This is a genomic window from Lysobacter sp. A378 (assembly GCF_054052125.1).
This window is the reverse complement of the sequence record NZ_JBSVRK010000002.1, coordinates 1,103,375-1,123,876: the sequence shown is the minus strand read 5'-3', so window position 1 is coordinate 1,123,876 and position 20,502 is coordinate 1,103,375. Positions and strand designations below refer to the sequence as shown.

13 protein-coding genes and 1 pseudogene are annotated in these 20,502 nt (G+C 57.7%); 12 read left to right on the top strand and 2 right to left on the bottom strand.

Features of this window, described 5'->3' with window-relative positions:
• Positions 1-29 precede the first annotated feature (29 nt).
• The 4 genes from ileS (at position 30) to ACW7G1_RS10920 (ending at position 5,902) form a co-directional block, all read left to right on the top strand.
• Entirely contained in the window at positions 30-2,843 is a 2,814-nt protein-coding gene (ileS, locus tag ACW7G1_RS10935) for an isoleucine--tRNA ligase (RefSeq protein WP_456979904.1), read from the top strand.
• 6 nt (positions 2,844-2,849) lie between these two features.
• Positions 2,850-3,362, top strand: a complete 513-nt coding sequence (gene lspA / locus ACW7G1_RS10930; RefSeq protein WP_456979738.1) for a signal peptidase II — start codon at positions 2,850-2,852, stop codon at positions 3,360-3,362.
• A 126-nt stretch (positions 3,363-3,488) separates the two neighbouring features.
• The gene (gene ispH / locus ACW7G1_RS10925; RefSeq protein ID WP_456979737.1) at positions 3,489-4,439 is read left to right on the top strand and encodes a 4-hydroxy-3-methylbut-2-enyl diphosphate reductase; all 951 of its coding nucleotides are present in this window, start codon (positions 3,489-3,491) and stop codon (positions 4,437-4,439) included.
• 257 nt (positions 4,440-4,696) lie between these two features.
• Positions 4,697-5,902, top strand: a complete 1,206-nt coding sequence (locus ACW7G1_RS10920) for a tyrosine-type recombinase/integrase (protein WP_456979736.1) — start codon at positions 4,697-4,699, stop codon at positions 5,900-5,902.
• A 374-nt stretch (positions 5,903-6,276) separates the two neighbouring features.
• Here ACW7G1_RS10920 and ACW7G1_RS10915 read toward each other — a convergent pair whose 3' ends face one another.
• Positions 6,277-7,317 (bottom strand): hypothetical protein, encoded by a 1,041-nt coding sequence (locus ACW7G1_RS10915; protein ID WP_456979735.1) that lies wholly within the window; start codon positions 7,315-7,317, stop codon positions 6,277-6,279.
• Between the two features lie 405 nt (positions 7,318-7,722).
• On the opposite strand from ACW7G1_RS10915, the gene ACW7G1_RS10910 reads away from it, so the two are divergent.
• The 5 genes from ACW7G1_RS10910 to ACW7G1_RS10890 all read left to right on the top strand — a co-directional run bounded on the left by ACW7G1_RS10910 (position 7,723) and on the right by ACW7G1_RS10890 (position 13,615).
• Entirely contained in the window at positions 7,723-8,709 is a 987-nt protein-coding gene (locus tag ACW7G1_RS10910; RefSeq protein WP_456979734.1) for a hypothetical protein, read from the top strand.
• A gap of 72 nt (positions 8,710-8,781) precedes the next feature.
• Positions 8,782-9,852: a PIN domain-containing protein gene (locus ACW7G1_RS10905; protein WP_456979733.1), complete on the top strand. Its 1,071-nt coding sequence runs from the start codon at positions 8,782-8,784 to the stop codon at positions 9,850-9,852.
• A 1,969-nt stretch (positions 9,853-11,821) separates the two neighbouring features.
• On the top strand, positions 11,822-12,271 hold the full coding sequence (locus ACW7G1_RS10900; protein WP_456979732.1) for a helix-turn-helix domain-containing protein: 450 nt from the start codon (positions 11,822-11,824) through the stop codon (positions 12,269-12,271).
• Complete coding sequence (locus ACW7G1_RS10895; protein WP_456979731.1) at positions 12,268-12,864, top strand: GNAT family N-acetyltransferase; 597 nt, start codon at positions 12,268-12,270, stop codon at positions 12,862-12,864. Before ACW7G1_RS10900 ends, ACW7G1_RS10895 begins: the two co-directional genes overlap by 4 nt.
• Positions 12,865-13,468: 604 nt before the next feature.
• A complete protein-coding gene (locus ACW7G1_RS10890; protein ID WP_456979730.1) occupies positions 13,469-13,615 on the top strand; it encodes a hypothetical protein in 147 nt (48 codons plus the stop codon).
• Positions 13,616-13,634: 19 nt separating this feature from the next.
• Here the strand turns inward: ACW7G1_RS10890 and ACW7G1_RS10885 are convergent, their stop codons facing one another.
• A complete protein-coding gene (locus ACW7G1_RS10885) occupies positions 13,635-15,353 on the bottom strand; it encodes a retron Ec67 family RNA-directed DNA polymerase/endonuclease (RefSeq protein WP_456979729.1) in 1,719 nt (572 codons plus the stop codon).
• A gap of 600 nt (positions 15,354-15,953) precedes the next feature.
• On the opposite strand from ACW7G1_RS10885, the pseudogene ispH (ACW7G1_RS10880) reads away from it, so the two are divergent.
• The 3 genes and pseudogenes from ispH (ACW7G1_RS10880) to ACW7G1_RS10870 form a co-directional block, all read left to right on the top strand.
• Positions 15,954-16,202, top strand: a pseudogene (ispH, locus tag ACW7G1_RS10880) (4-hydroxy-3-methylbut-2-enyl diphosphate reductase); the annotation flags it as partial.
• A gap of 257 nt (positions 16,203-16,459) precedes the next feature.
• Positions 16,460-17,671, top strand: coding sequence for a tyrosine-type recombinase/integrase (locus tag ACW7G1_RS10875; protein ID WP_456979728.1), 1,212 nt, complete (start codon positions 16,460-16,462; stop codon positions 17,669-17,671).
• Between the two features lie 635 nt (positions 17,672-18,306).
• Entirely contained in the window at positions 18,307-20,502 is a 2,196-nt protein-coding gene (locus tag ACW7G1_RS10870) for a Z1 domain-containing protein (RefSeq protein WP_456979727.1), read from the top strand.

The following is a 20,502-nucleotide window of genomic DNA, read 5'->3' as shown; positions in this document are numbered from 1 at the left end:
CCCTGAACCTGCCATCGACGCAGTTCCCGATGCGCGGCGACCTGCCCAGGCGCGAGCCGGTCACGCTCGCGCGCTGGGAGGACGAGGGCCTGTATGCCCGCATCCGCGAGAAGGTCGGCGGCCGCGGGAAAAGCTTCGTCCTGCACGACGGCCCGCCGTACGCCAATGGTGTGATCCACATCGGCCACGCGGTCAACAAGGTGCTCAAGGACATGGTGGTGAAGTCGAAGCTGCTGTCCGGCTTCGACGCGCCCTACGTGCCGGGTTGGGATTGCCACGGCCTGCCGATCGAGATCGCGATCGAGAAGAAGTACGGCAAGGTCGGGGTCAAGCTCGACGCCGCGCAGTTCCGCGAGAAATGTCGCGAGTACGCCGCCGAGCAGGTCGACCTGCAGCGCACCGATTTCAAGCGCCTGGGCGTCATCGGCGACTGGGACAACCCCTATCTGTCGATGGCCCCACGTTACGAGGCCGACATGCTGCGCTCGCTGGCCAGGATCATCGATCGTGGTCATTTGCTGCGCGGCGCCAAGCCGGTGCATTGGTGTTTTGATTGCGGCTCGGCGCTGGCCGAGGCGGAGATCGAGTACGCCGACAAGGTGTCGCCCGCGGTGGATGTCGCGTACGCGGCCAAGTCAGACAAGAAGATGGCCAGCGCGTTCGGCGTGGTCCCCGATCCGGGGATCCAGGTATCGGTGCCGATCTGGACCACGACCCCGTGGACCCTGCCGGCCAGCCTCGCTGTCAGCGTCGGTCCGCAGCTGGATTACGTGCTGGTCGAAGGCCCTGTACGCGCGGACGGAGGCCGTCGCTGGCTGGTGCTGGCCGAGGCGCTGGCGTCGTCGTCGCTGGCCCGGTATGGGGTGGATGAAGTCGTCATCCACGGCCACGCGAGCGGTGCCGACCTGGACGGCCTGGTCGTCCAGCACCCGTTCTACGCCGACCGTGATCTACCGATCCTGCTCGGCGACCACGTCTCCGACGAGGACGGCACCGGCAACGTACACACCGCCCCCGGGCATGGTCAGGAAGATTTCGCGGTCGCCCAGCAGTACGGTCTGGTCGACCAGTACACCGCCGCCCAGCTCAACCCGGTCGACGCACGCGGCGTGTACCTGCCGGGGACGCCGCCGATCGGCGATGCCGCGCTGGAAGGCCTGCATATCTGGAAGGCCAATGACGTGATCGTCGACGGCCTGCGCGCCAACGACACCCTGCTCGCGTTCGCCAAGATCGAGCACAGTTACCCACATTGCTGGCGCCACAAGACCCCGGTGGTATTCCGGGCCACGCCGCAGTGGTTCATCTCGATGGGGCAGGCCGGATTGCGCGATGACGCGTTGGCGGCAATCGGGGACGTGCAGTGGTACCCCGAGTGGGGCCAGGCGCGGATCGCCGGCATGGTCGAAGGCCGACCGGACTGGTGCATCAGCCGCCAGCGCACCTGGGGCGTGCCGATCGCGTTGTTCATCCATCGCATCAGCGGCAAGCCGCATCCGCGCTCGGTCGAGCTGATGAACCGGGTGGCTGAACTGGTCGAGGCCGGCGGCATCGATGCGTGGCATGCGCTCGACCCGGCCAGCCTGCTGGGCGGCGAGGCGGTGGACTATGAAAAGGTCACCGACATCCTGGATGTCTGGTTTGATTCGGGCGTGACCCACGAATGCGTGCTCGCCCAGCGCCCGCAAGATGGCCTGCGCAAGCCGGCCGACCTGTACCTGGAAGGCTCCGACCAGCACCGCGGCTGGTTCCAGTCGTCGCTGCTGACCGGGGTCGCGATGGATGGCGTTGCGCCGTTCAAACAGGTGCTGACGCACGGGTTCGCGGTCGATGCGGCCGGGCGCAAGATGTCCAAATCGCTGGGCAACGTGATTGCCCCGCAGAAGGTCATCGATGCGATGGGCGCCGACGTGCTGCGGCTGTGGATCGCCTCGGCCGACTACAGCAACGAGATGTCCGTCTCCGACGAGATCCTAAAGCGCAGCGGCGACGGCTACCGACGCATCCGCAACACCGCGCGCTTCCTGCTCGGCAACCTGCATGGCTTTGATCCGGCCAAGCACCTGTTGCCGCTGGAGCAGATGGTCGAGCTGGACCGCTGGGCCGTGCATCGCGCGCACGAGCTGCAGGTCCGGATCATCGAAGCCTGTGAGGCGTACGACTTCCCCGCGATCGCGCAGATCCTCGCCAATTTCTGCAGCGTCGACCTGGGCTCGCTGTACCTGGATGTCACCAAGGACCGCCTGTACACGATGCAGGAGGACTCGCCCGGGCGCCGCTCGGCGCAAAGCGCGATGTACCGCATCGCCGAGGCGTTCGTGCGCTGGATCGCCCCGATCCTGAGCTTCACCGCCGAGGAAATGTGGGACCAACTGCCGCCGGTCACCGCCGACGGCCCGCGCGAAGGCAACGTGCTGTTCGCCACCTGGTACGACGGCCTGGCACCACTGCCCGACGACGCGCCGCTGACGGCCGAAGACTTCAAGCGCCTGCTTGCCCTGCGCGAGCAGGTCAGCAAGATCCTCGAGCCAATGCGCGCCGCCGGCAAGATCGGCGCCGCACTGGACGCCGAGATCGGCCTGCGCTGCGGCGTCACGGACCAGAACTGGCTATCGCCGTTCATCGACGAACTGCGTTTCCTGTTCATCAGCGGCGACGTCAGCATGATCGCCGACGACCAGGCCAAGGAACTCGAAGTGCACGCCACGCCCAGCACCAAGCCCAAGTGTGGCCGCTGCTGGCACCACCGCGCCGACGTCGGTAGCCACGACTCGCACCCAACCTTGTGCAGCCGCTGCATCGACAACGTCGATGGCAACGGCGAACACCGGAAGTGGTTCTAAGACGCAATGCCAACTCCCAAACCCAACGCCCTCATCTGGCTGGCCCTTTCGGCCGTCGTGATCGTCCTGGACCAACTGACCAAGTACTGGGTCCTGACCTCACTGCCCGAATACACCGCCATCCCCGTCATCGACGGCATCTGGAACTGGTACCGCACCTACAACACCGGTGCGGCCTTCAGCTTCCTCAGTGATGCCGGCGGCTGGCAGAAGTATTTCTTCGTGGTGCTCGCCGTGGGCATCTGCGGCCTGCTTGGCTACTGGCTGGCCAGGACCCGGCGCGGCGACTGGAAGACAGCACTGCCATACGCACTGGTGATCGGTGGTGCAATCGGCAACGTCATCGACCGCCTCATCCACGGCCACGTCGTCGACTTCATCCAATGGCACTGGCAAGACTGGTACTGGCCCGCCTTCAACATCGCCGACGCCTCCATAGTCGGCGGCGCCATCGGCATCGCCCTGTTCGGCCTCTTGGGGGCACAGCCAGGCAAGGGTGCCGGTAGCCCAACCCGGTAGACGGCGCATCGCGCCGTTGGGTGATGGAGGGCGTGGGGACGCGCATCGTCAATGCGCCTTACGGGCGTTTTGCGGAGCCTTGGCGGCTTGCGCCCAAGGGTGGTGGTTACGGCGTAAAATGACGGCATGGATCTGATTCTTGCCAATCCCCGTGGTTTCTGCGCTGGCGTCGACCGGGCGATCGAGATCGTCAACCGCTCGCTGGAGTTGTACGGTGCGCCGATCTATGTGCGCCACGAGGTGGTGCACAACAAGTTCGTGGTCGATGACCTCAAGCAGCGCGGTGCGATCTTTGTCGAGGAGCTCGATGAGGTCCCCGATGGGAGCACCGTCATTTTCAGTGCCCATGGCGTATCGCGCGCGGTCCGTGCCGAGGCCGAGCGTCGCGAGCTGAAAGTGTTCGACGCCACCTGCCCGTTGGTGACCAAGGTCCACCTGGAGGTCTCGCGCGAGTGCAAGGCGGGCCGCGACATGGTGTTGATCGGCCACGAAGGCCATCCCGAGGTCGAAGGCACGATGGGCCAATGGCGGCGGGAGGAGGGCAGCGGCCAGATTTATCTGGTCGAAGACCTTGCAGACGTTGCCGAACTGGTCGTAACCCAGCCCGAGCACGTCTCCTACACCACCCAGACGACGCTGTCGGTGGACGACACCCGCGCGATCATCAATGCGCTGCGGGCGCGCTTTCCGTCGATCCAGGGGCCGAAAAAGGACGACATCTGCTATGCCACCCAGAACCGCCAGGACGCGGTACGCGAACTCGCGGCGCGATGCGACCTGATGCTGGTGGTCGGCTCGGTCAACAGCTCCAACTCCAACCGCCTGCGCGAGCTGGCCGAGCGCGAGGGCGTCCAGTCCCACCTGATCGATGGCGCCGATGAGATCGACCCGGCCTGGCTGGTCGGTCGCCAGCAGATCGGCATCACCGCTGGCGCCTCCGCCCCGGAAATCCTGGTGCAAGGCGTCATCGACCGCCTGCGCGAGTTGGGTGCCGGCAACCTCAGCGCCTTGCGGGGCGAGCCGGAGAACATGGTATTCGCCCTGCCCAAGGAGCTGCGGCTCAAACCTGCCGATTGACCCTGCAACCCCGGCAACACTACAATCCAGCCCCTTGCCGGAATAGCTCAGTTGGTAGAGCGGCGCATTCGTAACAGGTCCTAGCGACTTTCGGACTGCGTCTTCCAGAGCACCAAACACGAGGCCCGCTGATGCGGGCTTTTGTTTTTTAAGGTGTTTCCAGTCCCGGGCATCGGATGCGGATGATCCTGGTCCAAACATGGTTTTAGGGGCTCCGATAGTTTTTGGCTTATCACTCACTTAAGCCTCTAGCATCCATGCGCACTCAACTGACTAAGCGGATCGTCGCGGCAGCACAGCCCCAAGCCAAACCCTACGAAATGCGAGACACCCTGGTCCGCGGACTGATCATGCGAGTTCAGCCATCGGGGCACAAAGCCTGGATCGTTTCCTGGGCGCATGGCAAGCGTCGGACGCTTGGGGCTGTCGCACACCTAACCCTCGAACAGGCGCGCGCCCACACGTCACACGCGATGGCTGAGGTCATCCAGAAGGGGCTGCCCAGCATCGCCAAGACCAAGGCCGTGACCTGCACGCTGGATCAGTTCCTGACAGATCACTACTTGCCCTGGGCGACCGTCGAACTGCGTCGGGGTAAACGCTATGTCCAGCGCATCCGGACCCAGTTTGCGGGCATGTTGAAGCTTGATCTATCTGCAATCGATGCACCCTTGATCGATCGCTGGTGGCGTGACCGTCTGACCAGCAACGGCACAGGAAAACCGGTCGCGAAGATCACCGCCTATCGTGACCTGGGCACCTTGCGGGCAGCGTTGTCGATGGCAGTTGAATGGAAGCTGCTGGAGCGCAATGCGCTGTTGGGCATGCGGGCAAAAGCAGTGGAGTCACGAAAGATCGTCCGGTTCCTGTCGGTTGATGAAGAAAGCCGCTTGCGGGGCAGCCTTGCAGCGCGCGACCGCAAGCTGATCCAGGGCCGCGCCAATGGCAATGCAGCGCGCCTAGCTCGTCACGTCCCAACACTGGCTGATATCCCGCTCGATGGCTTTGGGGATCACTTGACCCCTGTAGTGCTGCTGGCGATGAACACCGGGCTGCGTCGGGGTGAACTGCTGTCATTGCAGTGGTCGGACCTCAATTTGGATGCCCGGGTGATCACAATCCAAGCAGGCAACGCCAAGAACGGGCGCCAGCGGCACTTGCCACTGAACGATGAAGCGCTGTCGGTCGTCACCCGGTGGCACCGTCAGACCAGCGGACAGGGCAGGGTGTTCGAACCCCGAGACGTGAAGAAGGGCTGGAATGCGCTGTTGCTTGGAGCCGGGATATCAACGTTTCGCTTCCACGACCTGCGCCATCACTTCGCCAGCAAGCTCGTGATGCTGGGTGTGGACTTAAACACCGTTCGCGAATTATTGGGCCATTCGGACATCCAAATGACCTTGCGATACGCCCATCTGGCCCCCGCGCATCTTGCTGCCGCAGTAGCTAAACTGTCGGCTTGATCAGTCGGAGATGTCCACAATTGAGTAGCTACCAATGGCAGCCAGTCGCTTTCTGTAACCGTCCTAGCTCACGACAGTTACACACCCCTACGGAACGACTGGGGAGCTAGTCAGATCGCCCCTGGTTGCTTCCAGCATATGTGTGGCAGCGTAAAGGTGCAGCGTGCGTTACATCGAACTGCACTAGCCCCTACCGATCCGGAGTCCCAGACAAGCGTGTGGATCGCTACTCCCATGCAACCGGCGTGGAATTCGTCCGTAGCCAACTCCATACAAGCGAGTTGAAAGTTGCCCGTCGATTCCATTTATTCAACGACATGCGGTCAACGTCGCTGCGCCAATGCAATGCGGCAAACGAAATTTGAATAGCAGTCTCACGGATTCTCATGAAAATCTGTGGGCGGCACGACACGCTGCGCATGGGCAGTCACTAGTCGCTGAGTCATCTCGTTGCTTGGATGCGGGACCGAGGGCTCACTCGCCGTGTACACGCGCACCCACAGCATGTCTTCTTCCCCGCCAATACGTTTGCTTCCCACATAGTGGGAGGGATCATTGGTAAAAAAGATCGAATTCGCAGGACAGGGACTTGCGTATCCTTCGGCGTCAAGGTCCCGCATGGTCTTTTGAAGCTCGCCCTGCCATCGTTGCATTGCTTCGTTGTCAGCCGATGGGAGGTTGACGTCTATGAATATATAGAACGGCACTTCAGGTTGCTTTTTGTAGGCATCCAGGATGTTCTTTCGGACATCCACGGAGTAGCCGGGCGCGACGTCCAGCCCACCGCTGAAACCCAATACGCCCTTTCTGTGGCGACTCTTTACCTCCACTGCGATTTTTGCCTGTGTCAATCGATCCGTTCCAACGAACTCAGGATGGCGTCGTCTATTGTCGCGTTCGTCTTCAAACTGGAGATCGAATCCTGCCGACGCGCAAATCGCAGCGACTTTCAACTCGTATCTGGCAGCCTGAAAATTGCTCGAACTCAGCAGCCTTGCTCTCAAATCGTCTTGCAACTTTGCGTTGTCTCGAATCGTGTAGAGATCGTAGGCAAAGCGATACCAAGCCGCCCCGTTACCACTCGGGTACTCTGGGTTGCGCCCATACGCTTCAACATGTGCATGCATCCATCGAATGGCGGGATGGCGACTAGCGACTTCCTTTTTTTCCTCAGTGGCGAGCATATCTTCGCCAAAGAAATGTAGAGCGTGGTCATGAATTGCATTGACGAAGTTGTACGGGCCTTCTTGTGTCTGCTGATAAATTGCCCCATCCAGGGCTACCCACACCTTCCCGTTCATCTCGATGCCTATCGGACGACGGGCATACCCATATTTGGCTACATGCTTTTCGCGAAGGAGATCATCGGCCTTGATCTTGCGAGTCAATTCGGCGAACAGCGCGATGTTCCTCAAGCGATCTGGCCGACAGCAGCTCACGTAACGCTTTCCACTGCCACAGGGGCAACGACTCTTCTTCGACGGCTTACTCAAGAATTACCCCCGCATGCCCACATAAGCGCCATCACTCCAGCAGCTTTGCCATCTAAAAGGGGCAGTCGAATGCAAAGATGGGGCATCCATGAATGGGGCTTGGCCAGTCCTTCCATCGCCAAGTGGAAGGGTTGTCAGGTCTCCGGAGGGCACGCACGCTACTGGTGTAGAGGGGTTGCGCTTTCCCCAACGGCGACACAGTGTGCAGTAGCCATGGCACATTATAGGGAGCTTCTGACCGATGTTAATCATTGATGTTGATCATCGCAAGGTGGCCATCTCTCCAGGAAATGTGTGTCGCCAAGTCCAAGCCTACGTTAGGGTTCCATGGCGAGTGACGACAAAGAGAACCGCACGGTGATGGAAAAAACACCCGAAACGCCCACCGGTTGGGTTTCCTCCGAATTCGGCTACTACCCCTTAGTCGTCCACATAGAGACGGATCAGTTCTCGGTCCAGACCCTGGGCGATCATAAGAAGTCGGTGGCCGGTGTTGCAGACGATCCGAATGTTCACGACGAATGGATCTATCCAGGGGCACAACAGCAACGAGACTTCATGAGCGGTAGCATCCGCTCAATGCCCTATAGCGCCCGCGTCTTTGGACTGCCAAAGACTCATGTCTTGGCCCTGCATGAGGACGGCAATCAAGGCCAGGTCGAATTTGTCATATGGTGCTTGTCTTTCTTCACAGGCATGCGCCTGACAGCTACAGAGGCCGGCTTTCTCGATGCGACGCCCATTGAGCCGGGCAAGCTAGTCGATTTCGCACTGGGTCAACGCGCAGTTGCTGATGCCATCCAAGTGTCACTTGATTATATGGACTCAGAACGTAACGATCCGCGTGCGATCAAGCGGGTCGGCGCCGCCATCCACGCCCTGTTCTTGGGGCAGTCCCCGCACAACTTGCCGTTCGAGCGGTTTCAGTACCTATACATGGCACTCGACGCTTGCTCTAGCCTCGTGGTTGCCAAAGAGGCGCCGAAGCGGAAAGGTAGCCACGCAAAACGTATTCGATGGATGTGCGAGAGGTTTAGCATGTCCGTCCCTAGTTGGGCGGATACATTGTCGATAATTCGCAATGACGCCTTCCACGAAGCGCTGTTCTTTGAGCGGCCGCTAGGATTCGCAATCCACGGAGGTGACGACCCTGAGGCGACCGAAGTCAACATTGAGCTGGAAATGCAGGCTCTCGTCTGCCGGTTGCTGGTCGCCATTTTGGGTATGCCAGAGGCCGCCTACGTCCGAACGCCAGTCAACACCAGGATGCGGCACTCCCTCAACCTAGCCCGGGCGAGGTCCAATTTCGACTGACGGCTAAATAAAGTACTATCCAGTAAATTTATTTATATCCCAACAGATTAGCTAGTGCGAGGGTTTCATATTATGCCGCTGCAAACTCGCAACGTGTTCATTGATACACAGTCGTTTGAACGTTCCAACTTCGAATTTGAATCCAGGACACTCCAAGCATTTCGAGAAATTTGCAAGGACGGAGGGCTGAATTATCTCGCCACAACTATAGTGGTACATGAGGTGAAAGCTCATATCAATGAGCGCATAAAATTAGCATTCAGCGGAATCAAAGAGTTTCGCCGGAAGGCCAGAATTCTTGCCAATTCGACCGATGTTAACATCAAAGCATTATTTGCCGAACTGGATGAAGCGGCAACTCGGGGTCATGCGGTTAGTATATTCGACGACTTTTTGAATGATTGTGGCGCGACGGTGTTGGATATGAAGGGTCTTGATGCCGAGGTCGTGATTGAAGATTATTTCAACATAGCTCCCCCATTTCGGGGCAAGAAGAAATTCGAATTTCCAGACGCATTTAATATGTTGGCGGTTCAGGCATGCATTGGAAAAGAAGAGTCAGTTTACATTGTTTCAGAAGATACGGATCTGATTGCTTACTGCAACGTAAAGCAAAATTTCATCCACATTGACACTCTTGCAAAGTTGCTTGATTTATATAATGAACATGATGCTCAGCGATCTGCTTTCATTCGAGATTATGTAGACGAGCACACTGACGAAATCAAGGATGATATTGTTCGCCAATTGGAAGATGCGGGCGCTTACAACTCATCGACTTGGGATGATTCGCATGTCGAACAGTTGAATGTTATTAACATCAGCGATTTTGATCTGTCGATAATCTATTTGGATGATACTTCCTGTCAAATCACCATTGATACGACGGCAGAATATTCCGTGACGGTCACTGGCCCCGATACAATGAACGGAATCTATGACAAAGAGGCTGGGCGAGTTTACGCGCTCGGTGAAACGACCAGGGAGTCCGATGGGGAAATTGATATTTCTGTTGAAGTGGAGTTGAATTTTAGATCAGACAGCACGGGCTTCGTAATGGAAGACGCACATATATTTGTGGAAGGGGCCGTTCAAGGATTCGAAGTGTCTGTTGAGGAATGGGAAGATTCCGATTATCGCTAGTCTGGCCGCGTCATAAATCCTCTGCGGAGCCCCTGCGGCGACAAGCTTTTGCACAGCGCTATTGGAATGACGAAGCAACATCACCTGCTCTATTGCAATGCCAGTGTCAGTTGCAACTAGCTCAGCGAGCCGCACGCGCGACCTCCCGATGACTCGCTAGGAACATGCTAGACCGCCGCTAATCCCCTTTGCCAAGCTCTTTTGAAACGACCATAGAGGCAACGCCTTTGTCATTGCAGTGGTCGGACATCGACTTGGATGCCCGGGTGATCACCATCCAAGCAGGCAACGCCAAGAACTGGCGGCAGCGACACTTGCCGCTGAACGATGAAGCGCTGTCAGTCAATGCAATTCGCCCAACGAACGGCGTAATGCCAGCGAAAAGTCTCTGTTGCTAGAGATCAAAGGTGAGGACAGCGACCAGAACAAGGCCAAGCGCTCAGCCTGGATACCTGGGTTAAGGGTGTGAGTCCGAAGGGAGGCTTCGGCGTCTGGTGCTGGGATGTCCCGTTTGCGCCTCACCAGATACAGGAGATCTTGGCGAACCCAGCGACTAGCCTAGATTCGCGCTGCTCGTTCTATGGAGATTGCCAGCCACCTGGTTGACTTCGGCGGCACGCTAGACGGGCACCCACATACCTCCTAGGACTTCGCCCTTTAATCCCGACGTGCTTTTGAAATGGCTGACGGTTACCCAAGCTGATTGATTTGGTCTTATAGAGGCGCGGTAGCACACAACGTACGCGACTGCATCCTGCTTCTATAAGTTTTGCGTAGCGCGTTTTCTCTTGCGTTTTCCATGACGTTTTCATGACCTGCGTTCGGCCCCGAAGTTGTTGCGGCGGGTTATCGTCGCTCACAACATGCGAGATGACCTGGTTCAGATGCATGCACATTGGTGCATGCACTGCACTTGTCCAAACACCTTACGCATGCAGCGGCCAGTAATGCGGCCGCCGCGTAGGCTTTGTACGTTGAGTCGATGACGCTTTGGGGGACTGCTCCCCATCGGGAACGTGATCGATCACCCCGATTTTCTTACCAATCAGGAACCGCGCAGAGTGCACCCCGGAGCTCGTGCATTCGCGACTGGTAGGGTGGGGAGACCCGGGGTTGTAGGCAGCTCCAGCGGAGCGTTTAGGTGGCGTCCCGGCGATGTTTAAGGCTCGGGGTGGGAGGCTTTTACTCAACCCCTCGGAACCGGGATCTGGAGCAGGTGCTATACCTCTGACATTGCTGTTCCGGAACCTGGATTGAAGGCTGTCGACGCGGTGCGCCCGCCCGGCTCTGCCGGGCAGCGCCGCGACGGGCCCGCGCGGCGGCGCTGGGGGAACGAGCGAAGCGAGTGGGGGCAACGCCCCGCGAGCCCGTAGGGCGAGCCATTGCCCCGATCCTACGCCCCGTGCGCCGGTAAGAATGTTCTTATCTAAGTAGCTACTGCTCTGTTCTAGGTGCTTCTATCTATTAAGGTGGCCTGCCTTTCGGGGCACATCGGGGGCGTCATTCCGGGGCATCGTGTGCCCCGCATTTCAGTCACAGTGCTTCGTATACCCGGACCGCTAATCTTGCCGGCACAACTGGAAGCATTGGTGGCCACATGCCCAGCTTCCGGGCTCATAGCTCACCGCACAACGTCGTCTGGACCGACCCAGAAAAAAATTTCCGAATCGCGCGTCAAGTTTTCGGTTCCCTGACTACAATCTAAGCATAGGTGAACGCGCTGGCTCTCGGCGGTTCGCAGAAGAGATGACGCGAGGCATCCGCTCATCCCGGCAGGCAACTCCTACTGTCGACGATCACCCGCAGGCCTAACGGTCCGCTCGCCTGAAGATGCACACGCAGGCACCCGGCATCGAGTCGGGCTGCCAGACAGGAATTCCCCTGTCAACCTCAATCATCTATCCCGGGCGCGCCCGTCAAGGCGTCATTCGTCGCGATGCCGCGCGCTCAACCGAAATGGAGACAGCTAATGACGCAATTTATCCCCAGCACGCGAATCGATACAGCCAAGAACAAGTTGCAATGGAACGTTCGCTTCCTGCCCGTCCCTCACGCCGTGCTCGGTCACCCAACCTTTCACGAACTGTCAGGCAACGCGGCCAAGCTGCTACTCGCCATTTTGGCGGCCTACAAAGGCGACAACAACGGTCACTTGACCGCCACTCACTCGCTCATGAAGCGGCGCGGCTTCAACAGCAAGGATTCACTCGCACGTGGCCTGCGCGAATTGATCAGCTCCGGTTACATCATTCGCACTCGTGTTCAGTATCTACGCTCGGCGGCGCTTTATGCCGTTACGTGGCTCCCCATCAACCAGCCACCAACCGGGCAGTCTTACGACGTTGGGGTCACTGCGGGTGAGGAAGCTACGGACCTGTGGCGTGATACCAACCTGCCCAACACCAAGTGTGCAACATGAACGCCGGTCATTTTGCCCTGCAGTTCGGTGATTACGAGGAGCTACACGACGACTTTAGCCTGTCGGGGCCGCTGCCTTCGGTCGATCGTGCTGAGTGCCCTAAGCACTTCATCGAATCGGACCTGGCGCAATTGCACTACCGAGAGTATCGATCGCCTGAGGCCTCTGCCAACATCGTCACTTATCACGCAATGCACCGGTCCGGCGATATCGCTGGGTTCGTGTCGTTCCGTGCCCAGCGCGAAGACGGCGTGGGGTCGAGCCGGATATTCATCTCTGTAGAACACGTCTACGTCATGCGGAAATTTCGCATGCGCGGTCTAAGCAGGCTCCTCCTGAGTCCGCTGCTTAAGGAAGTGCAGACGCAACTGCAGCAGATGAAGCGCTCGTCCTCGCCGAAGGTCTATCTCCACTCAACAAGCGAATCAGAATCACCGCTTGGAAAGAGGACGCTCCGGAAATTCGAGGAAGAGCTACAGTTGATGGCGAGACGCTGTGTTGGAGTCGAGTTGATCGGTCGATACGTCGAGGATCCGCCCGGCGCTCGCCAGCGCTTGTGGGAGACTCATCTAGCGAGGTCACTAGCGCAGTAGTTGGGAGCGGCTCAGAGCGATTCACAGCAACTTTGGTGACGTCTCAATTGAGGTCCGTTTGCATCGGGTAGCTGGGTCAAACTGAGGTCCAGCTGACCCAGCGCAGGCCCCGTCCGTCTTCGGCTTACCAGCCACTTACCTGACCCCTGGACAGGCATAGCGATCAGGTAGTCTTTGATCCGAAAGGTCTTCCGGCGTCGTTCAGTTGGTAGAGCGGCGCATTGACTATGCGCCGCTCTCGGGACTAGCCGTCAGTACGTTGTCGACATCACTGTGGGCCGGCATCAGCGGAACCTATGTCGATGGCACTGAAGTGCACGCCTAACGCGCTATGCGCGGTTCCTGACAAGGGAACCTGCCCGCGGAGCAGGTTGGATGTTGGAGCGCGCCAGGCAGCGAGTGGGAGCGCCTGGCGCGAGTTACGAATAGGGGCTAGATGCAGTTTCTCGGGTCTGGGCGGAGGGCACGTACCCACGATCGCTGCGCGATCTCCCAGACCTCTCATATTCCCCGCGGGACGCATAGTGGAGTCTAGAAGCAAGCAGAGGCAGATAATTCCGTAGCAACGTCGCTCGATGACCTACAACGTAGGCGGAACAAAATCGTGCACGATTACATCAATGATCATTATTCGCTCAAAGATGTGGCCAGTGCACATGAGATCGTTGATCAAGGCGTCGATCATCTGAGCAAGATGGCCTGGTCTGCCGGTATTCCCGGTGCGTACAGTTCCTTAGGGCTCAGCCGGTAAAGCGTCCACTTTTTTTATATCATGGGACGCAGTTAGCTATTCTATCTAGTAATGGCGCAAAGCCTGAAAAGTCAATGGTTGGCCATTGTTTCTTGATGACATACTCCGCAAACATGTGTTTGCCGTAGTGTATGGAGTTGTCAAATCCCTCGCCTTGTCTGTGGAACGTTTTCGAGCCGAGGGTAGCATCTAGAATATTTTGAGGAAAAAGATCTTCAATAGCAACCTCTTCAGAGCCTGATGGCAACGGCACCTGCACTACGTAGAGGTTGTGAATAACCTTTGTGTAGGGCGTGCCCGAATCAAAGTTCTGACCCTTCGGAAGATGTGGTTTAACTTTGGCGCGCACTATGTTGGCGCCCTTATCGTTGTCTATAACTATGATACAAGGTTGCCCGGACGGTGGAGCCTTGTTTCGTCTCCACATTCGGTCGTACTCAGAGATAAAGTTCGCAAGATTTGCTGATCCGCCATCGAGGCCAAGGATCCGCTTACTCGTTTTGGAGTATCCATAGAATTGAACCCTCCTATCAAGTTTGCCCGCCTCGCCCACGGTGGCAAGCTTAGGGAAGTCCGCGCCGAGGCGTCTAAGGGCGAACTTTAGGTAGATATTATCTGTCTTGCCTTCGCACAGCAACGTTGGAATTTCATTGGCGTAACATAGTCGATAAAATAAAAACTGGCGATAGACTTTCTCATCGGCAGATAAGGCCAGTAGTTCACTGTTAGGTTTCGCTCGCTTCCAGGCGTCCCGATTATGTTGATCACTCCTGCGGTGAACAGCCACTGAATTGATATGGCTAAGGACCCCGTGAAGCTTATTCATGCTTGGTGTGGGATCTTCTTCGGGTTCTTGTTTACTAGTAAAGTGGAAGGATCCGGTCTTAATTAGCTTATCTACCATGACGCGCGCACGCTTTCGATAGCTAACACTTACCGCGATTTTTTTGTTTACTGTAAGTCCCGTAACTTCCTGCCTTGAATTAATAAACTGCAATCGAGTCTTTTTGGTGTTCTCCTGATAGCCAGCTTGTTTCAAAACCCGACTGAGTGTCGTGCCTGTGAGAGTTTTCCCGGAGTTCGGACAGGCAGTGGCGAGCGCTTTCGGGAACGAATTAAGGTTAGTAGAAAATGTTAGGTCGTCCGCGTAGCGGGTGTAGGCGCAACTGTGTGCTTCCGCCAGCTTACTTAAGCGTGCGTCGACGACACGTGCCACAAGATTGGCAATGACTGGCGAGGTTGGCGCCCCTTGGGGTAGCTTGTTGTTATGACAAACAAGCTGCGCGATCGTGGTTGCAACTGCTGGCTTCAGTTCGAAGTCTTTGCTGCTGATCAGGTAGCCCCTGACTCTTCCGAAGTTGATTGTTCCGAAGAAGTCAGCAAGGTCTACGTTCAATACGAACCGTCGGCCGCGATGAACGGATGCGTTTGTCATGATGCTGCGCCCACGGATAAAGCCGTGAGCGTGGGGGCGTGTGAACCCGTTCTGTTTGTCCAGGTTCTCTAGGCAATCTTGCAGGTAGTCTGCAATCCGGCGTTGCAGCTTTAGTAGGCGCGGTTCAGGCGCGCAAATTTCACGCTGACCACCGCTCTTCTTTGGAATTGAAAAACTTGTATACCGCTTGCTTGGCGGCAATTTATAGATGAGGTAGCTGACTGCCTTCGGCTGGAAATCGACGAGGCGCGCCAGGTCCGCTAAGTCGTCACAGCGTTTGAGCTTGGCAAGCTTTGAATCCATGGAGAGCCCTGAAATTAAGGGGGGCCTGCAGACACTCCTTAGCCAAATCCATCGCGTAACAGATTGCACCCATTGTGCATAGGGAGCAATGCCGTCTGACATTGCTTTCACGCGCCGCGAAGCACGGCGCAAATTCTATCTGCAGGCCCCGGTTAAGCTTAGCACTCGTTAGGTACTGGGGCGGGAGTGTCGCGAGTCTTCGCCGCAACGACACAGGTCGATGGTGGCGTTTGCCTTCGCCGCGAAGTGCTGGTTGCTCGTTTTGGTCGCAAATACGTGGGTGCGACATCACCCTGAAATTTGCGGGTTGGGCCAGGAGCTCCCGGGGCGCTGGGGCGGCGTCGGACGGTCACGGCATCAGGCATGCGCCCGAGCATAGCGCGCATGCGAAAGCCCCGGCGTCTGTGCGACGCGGGGCCCCCGGTATTCGATTGGTGGAGCGGAGGAGGATCGAACTCCCGACCTTCGCATTGCGAATGCAAGACTTGCTGGGTCACGCTAGATGCTGGGGCCGCGCTATTCGCATCCGCGCAAGCTGAACTGTGTGGCCCGCCACGCCACCCGAGATCCGGCTTAGCAGGTACTTATCGCACTTCCCGCGAGCTGGCCGAGCGCGAGGGCGTCCAGTCCCACCTGATCGACGGCGCCGAGGAGATCGACCCGGCCTGGCTGGTCGGCCGCCAGCAGATCGGTATCACCGCTGGCGCCTCCGCCCCGGAAATCCTGGTGCAAGGCGTCATCGAGCGGCTGCGCGAGTTGGGTGCCGGCAACCTCAGCGCCTTGCGCGGCGAGCCGGAAAACATGGTCTTCGCCCTGCCCAAGGAGCTGCGGCTCAAACCTGTTGATTGACCCTGCAACCCCGCTAACACTACAATCCAGCCCCTTGCCGGAATAGCTCAGTTGGTAGAGCGGCGCATTCGTAACAGGTCCTAGCGACTTTCGGACTGCGTCTTCCAGAGCACCAAACACAAGGCCCGCTGATGCGGGCCTTTGTTTTTTAAGGTGTTTCCAGTCCCGGGCGTCGGATGCGGATGATCCTGATCCAAACATGGTTTTAGGGGCTCCGATAGTTTTTGGCTTATCACTCACTTAAGCCTCTAGCATCCATGCGCACCCAACTGACTAAGCGGATCGTCGCGGCGGCACAGCCCCAAGCCAAACCCTACGAAATGCGAGACACCCTCGTCCGCGGACTGATCATGCGAGTTCAGCCATCGGGGCACAAAGCCTGGATCGTTTCCTGGGCGCATGGCAAGCGTCGGACGCTTGGGGCTGTCGCACACCTAACCCTCGAACAGGCGCGCGCCCACACGTCACACGCGATGGCTGAGGTCATCCAGAAGGGGCTGCCCAGCATCGCCAAGACCAAGGCCGTTACCTGCACGCTGGATCAGTTCCTGACAGATCACTACTTGCCCTGGGCGGTTGTCGAACTGCGTCGGGGTAAACGCTATGTCCAGCGCATCCGGACCCAGTTTGCGAGCATGTTGAAGCTCGATCTATCTGCAATAGATGCACCCTTGATCGATCGCTGGTGGCGTGATCGTCTGACCAGCAACGGCACAGGAAAGCCGGTCGCGAAGATCACCGCCTATCGTGACCTGGGCACCTTGCGGGCAGCGTTGTCGATGGCAGTCGAATGGAAGCTGCTAGAGCGCAATGCGTTGTTGGGCATGCGGGCAAAAGCAGTGGAGTCACGAAAGATCGTCCGGTTCCTGTCGGTTGATGAAGAAAGCCGCTTGCGGGGCAGCCTTGCAGCGCGCGACCGCAAGCTGATCCAAGGCCGCGCCAATGGCAATGCAGCGCGCCTAGCTCGTCACGTCCCAACACTGGCTGATATCCCGCTCGATGGCTTCGGGGACCACTTGACCCCTGTAGTGCTGTTGGCGATGAACACCGGGCTGCGTCGGGGTGAACTGCTGTCATTGCAGTGGACGGACATCAACTTGGATGCCCGGGTGATCACCATCCAAGCAGGCAACGCCAAGAACGGGCGGCAGCGGCACTTGCCACTGAACGATGAAGCGCTGTCCGTCGTCACCCGGTGGCACCGTCAGACCAGTGGGCAGGGCAGGGTGTTCGAACCCCGAGACGTGAAGAAGGGCTGGAATGCGCTCTTGGTTGAAGCCGGGATATCGACCTTTCGGTTCCATGACCTGCGCCACCATTTCGCCAGCAAGCTCGTCATGGCGGGAGTCGATCTAAACACCGTTCGGGAATTACTGGGGCACTCGGACATCCAGATGACGCTGCGCTACGCCCATCTAGCACCCGCCCATCTAGCGGCTGCGGTGGCGAAGTTGTCTGTTCCAGCCTAATCACAGACATCGCACGATTGGATGTGCTGCCAACTGCAGCCTACCGCTGCCTATGAGCGTCCTAGCAACTGACATTGACGCCCCTACATAGGTGATCGCGCGGGGCGGCCAGACGCATTTGACTGATGATGCTGGTTGACCACCGGCCTGCGTCGGGGGGTGAGCTGCTGGCACTGGCGGCCAAGGTGCAGACCTTCCGCTTCCACGACTTGCGACATCACTTCGCCAGTCGGCTGGTGTAATGCCGTAGCGGACTTGAACACGGTTCGTGAGTCATTGGGCCACGGGGATCTGACGATGACTCTGCGGTATTCCCACTTGGCGGGAGAGCACCTGGCCGCAGCCTTTGAGAAGTTACGCGCCTATCCCTAGTTGCTCACAACCGCCTTCGCTAGCAAGAACAACACCCCAAAACACAAACCGTCAGGTGATCTTGCGGTTCCACCGGTATGCTGGCCCCATTGGTTGGGGGACGTGTGCTGGCACGTGTGGGTCGACAGATGATGTCAATGACTCTAAACGATGGCTTCCAGCACGCTGCAGCGACGACAAAGTGGCCTGCCTGGAATGCTCCGGCGGATCACTTACGACATAGCTGTCACTCCTCGCGCGTTCAACCCACAGGGGGAGTGACTATGACGATCAGCATCACGACGAATGGGCCGTTCTATCAGGAGTACAAGCAAGCCAATTCTGATTTCAGCGCAGACACGTTTCGCTGTGCGGAAGATACCGTTGCTGCGCTCCTGAATCAGGCAACCAGCTCCGAGCACCCAGGAATGCTATTGGGTAAGGTGCAGAGCGGTAAGACTCGCACCTTCATCAGTGTGCTTGCACTCGCATTCGACAACGACTACGACATTGCTCTTGTCCTGAGCAAAAATTCGAAAGCGCTAATCGAACAAACGCTTAAGCGACTCACCAGCGAGTTCCGGATGTTCATCAGCGAAGGTGATGTCGAAATTAGCGACATCATGAAAGCGCCAAAAAAAATCGGGAAATTCGAAACCGACGCCAAGATGGTCTTCGTAGCCAAGAAGCAAGACGATAACCTCCAGCGACTAATTGGCTTATTTAATAACCACCCTGATATGGCCGCAAAGCGAATCATCATCATCGATGACGAAGCCGACAGCGCATCGATCGGCTATGCGAAGAAGAAGGACATCGTTACCGCAAACAAGATCGCTAAGCAGGTGAGTGAACTTCGCACCGTCATCAATCAGTCCTCGTTTCTGCAGGTCACAGCTACTCCGTATTCGCTTTATCTCCAGCCGACCGAAGTGAACGTTGATAACGTCGCAGAGTTCAAGCCGACTCGCCCGGCTTTCACCAAGCTGGTCCCGGTCCCTCCGGCCTATGTTGGTGGCGACACATACTTCGGAGAATCCGCTCGCAGCGGCAAAGAAACACTTGAGAGCCTGATCCACTACTCAGTTGATCACAATGAACTGGAACTGTTAAAGAAGCAGGATGGGCGCAAGCTCAAGCTAGACGACGTCCTCACCAGCTCCAAAATCGAGGGTTACCGCACTGCGATCATCAACTTCATCGTGGGCGGCTGCATTCAGCGCATAAACGGCATCACCGCAGGCGAAAAGCCGCGTAAATTGCGCTACTCCTTTCTCCTGCACTCGGAAGCAGGAAGACAAGCCCATCATTGGCAGGCAACGCTCACCAGTAGGATCGTAAAGAGGCTGACTGAGGCTGCCGAATCCAACGACCCTATCCTCAAGACACTAGCCGGGAATTCCTATGGCGATTTAGAGCGCTCCCTTGCTCTGGCGTCAAAGCCGATTCCGGCTAAAGAGCAGGTGCTTGATGCCGTTGTTGAGGCTCTGTCCGAAGAATTCATCACGATTACCAAAGTCAATTCGGATGAAGACGTCGTCACAATGCTGGACGATACGGGGCAACTGAAGCTCCGCAGCCCCCTGTGCATCTTCCTGGGAGGCCAGGTGCTGGATCGCGGCGTCACTATCGCCAATTTGATCGGCTTCTACTACGGACGTAGGCCAAATAGATTTCAACAAGACACGGTGCTGCAACACTCACGCATGTATGGCTATCGCCGCAACGATTTGGCAGTCACGCGCTTTTATACCTCTCTACCGATCCGCTATGCCATGCAACAAATGGAGGAATTCGACTCCTCCCTGCGTTCCGCTATCGAGGCCGGCGGTGACAAGGCCGTTCAATTTATTCGCCGGGCTCAAAATGGCTCTATCATCCCCTGCAGTCCGAACAAAATTCTAGTTTCGACCGCGCAGACACTGCGCCCATTTAAGAGAATGTTGCCTATCGGCTTCCAAACCGGATACAGGACCGGGGCAACCGGCATCGGAAAGAAGATCGAGCATATCGATGCACGTGTGGCGGAGTTGTGCGGATTTGGCGCGGACGAACCTGTGCTGATCGACGTGGGCACCGCATACGAGCTCTTGCGGTCGATCAAGCCGACATTGGAATTTCCTGATGACGACGCCCCGTCTTTTGATTGGAACGCCGCGGAAGCTGTTCTGGCGCACCTGAGTCAGCAACACCCGGAGAAGTCCGAGCGCGGCAAAGTCTTGTTGTGGGCAGCAAATAACCGAAACTCAGCACGATTGGCCGGCGCTGGTTCGCACGCGAAGTACATCGAAACGCCGGACTCGGAGAAGACTGAGGGTGATCTAACCAGAAGCTTTGCCATCGACTATCCGATACTGTTCCTACTCCGACAGAATGGTGCGGCAAGCAAGGGTTGGCGGGATACGCCGTTCTACTGGCCGGTAGTACGTGCGCAGAAGAACACGCCAACCGCAATCTACGCCGCCGAAACCATCGACTGA

What these genes read in the sequence shown, in the direction of transcription:
- ileS (WP_456979904.1), top strand. Translation starts at nt 30, where the DNA reads ATGCGCGGCGACCTGCCCAGGCGCGAGCCGGTCACGCTCGCGCGCTGG.
- lspA (WP_456979738.1), top strand. Translation starts at nt 2,850, where the DNA reads ATGCCAACTCCCAAACCCAACGCCCTCATCTGGCTGGCCCTTTCGGCC.
- ispH (WP_456979737.1), top strand. Translation starts at nt 3,489, where the DNA reads ATGGATCTGATTCTTGCCAATCCCCGTGGTTTCTGCGCTGGCGTCGAC.
- ACW7G1_RS10920 (WP_456979736.1), top strand. Translation starts at nt 4,697, where the DNA reads ATGCGCACTCAACTGACTAAGCGGATCGTCGCGGCAGCACAGCCCCAA.
- ACW7G1_RS10910 (WP_456979734.1), top strand. Translation starts at nt 7,723, where the DNA reads ATGGCGAGTGACGACAAAGAGAACCGCACGGTGATGGAAAAAACACCC.
- ACW7G1_RS10905 (WP_456979733.1), top strand. Translation starts at nt 8,782, where the DNA reads ATGCCGCTGCAAACTCGCAACGTGTTCATTGATACACAGTCGTTTGAA.
- ACW7G1_RS10900 (WP_456979732.1), top strand. Translation starts at nt 11,822, where the DNA reads ATGACGCAATTTATCCCCAGCACGCGAATCGATACAGCCAAGAACAAG.
- ACW7G1_RS10895 (WP_456979731.1), top strand. Translation starts at nt 12,268, where the DNA reads ATGAACGCCGGTCATTTTGCCCTGCAGTTCGGTGATTACGAGGAGCTA.
- ACW7G1_RS10885 (WP_456979729.1), bottom strand. Translation starts at nt 15,353, where the DNA reads ATGGATTCAAAGCTTGCCAAGCTCAAACGCTGTGACGACTTAGCGGAC.
- ACW7G1_RS10875 (WP_456979728.1), top strand. Translation starts at nt 16,460, where the DNA reads ATGCGCACCCAACTGACTAAGCGGATCGTCGCGGCGGCACAGCCCCAA.
- ACW7G1_RS10870 (WP_456979727.1), top strand. Translation starts at nt 18,307, where the DNA reads ATGACGATCAGCATCACGACGAATGGGCCGTTCTATCAGGAGTACAAG.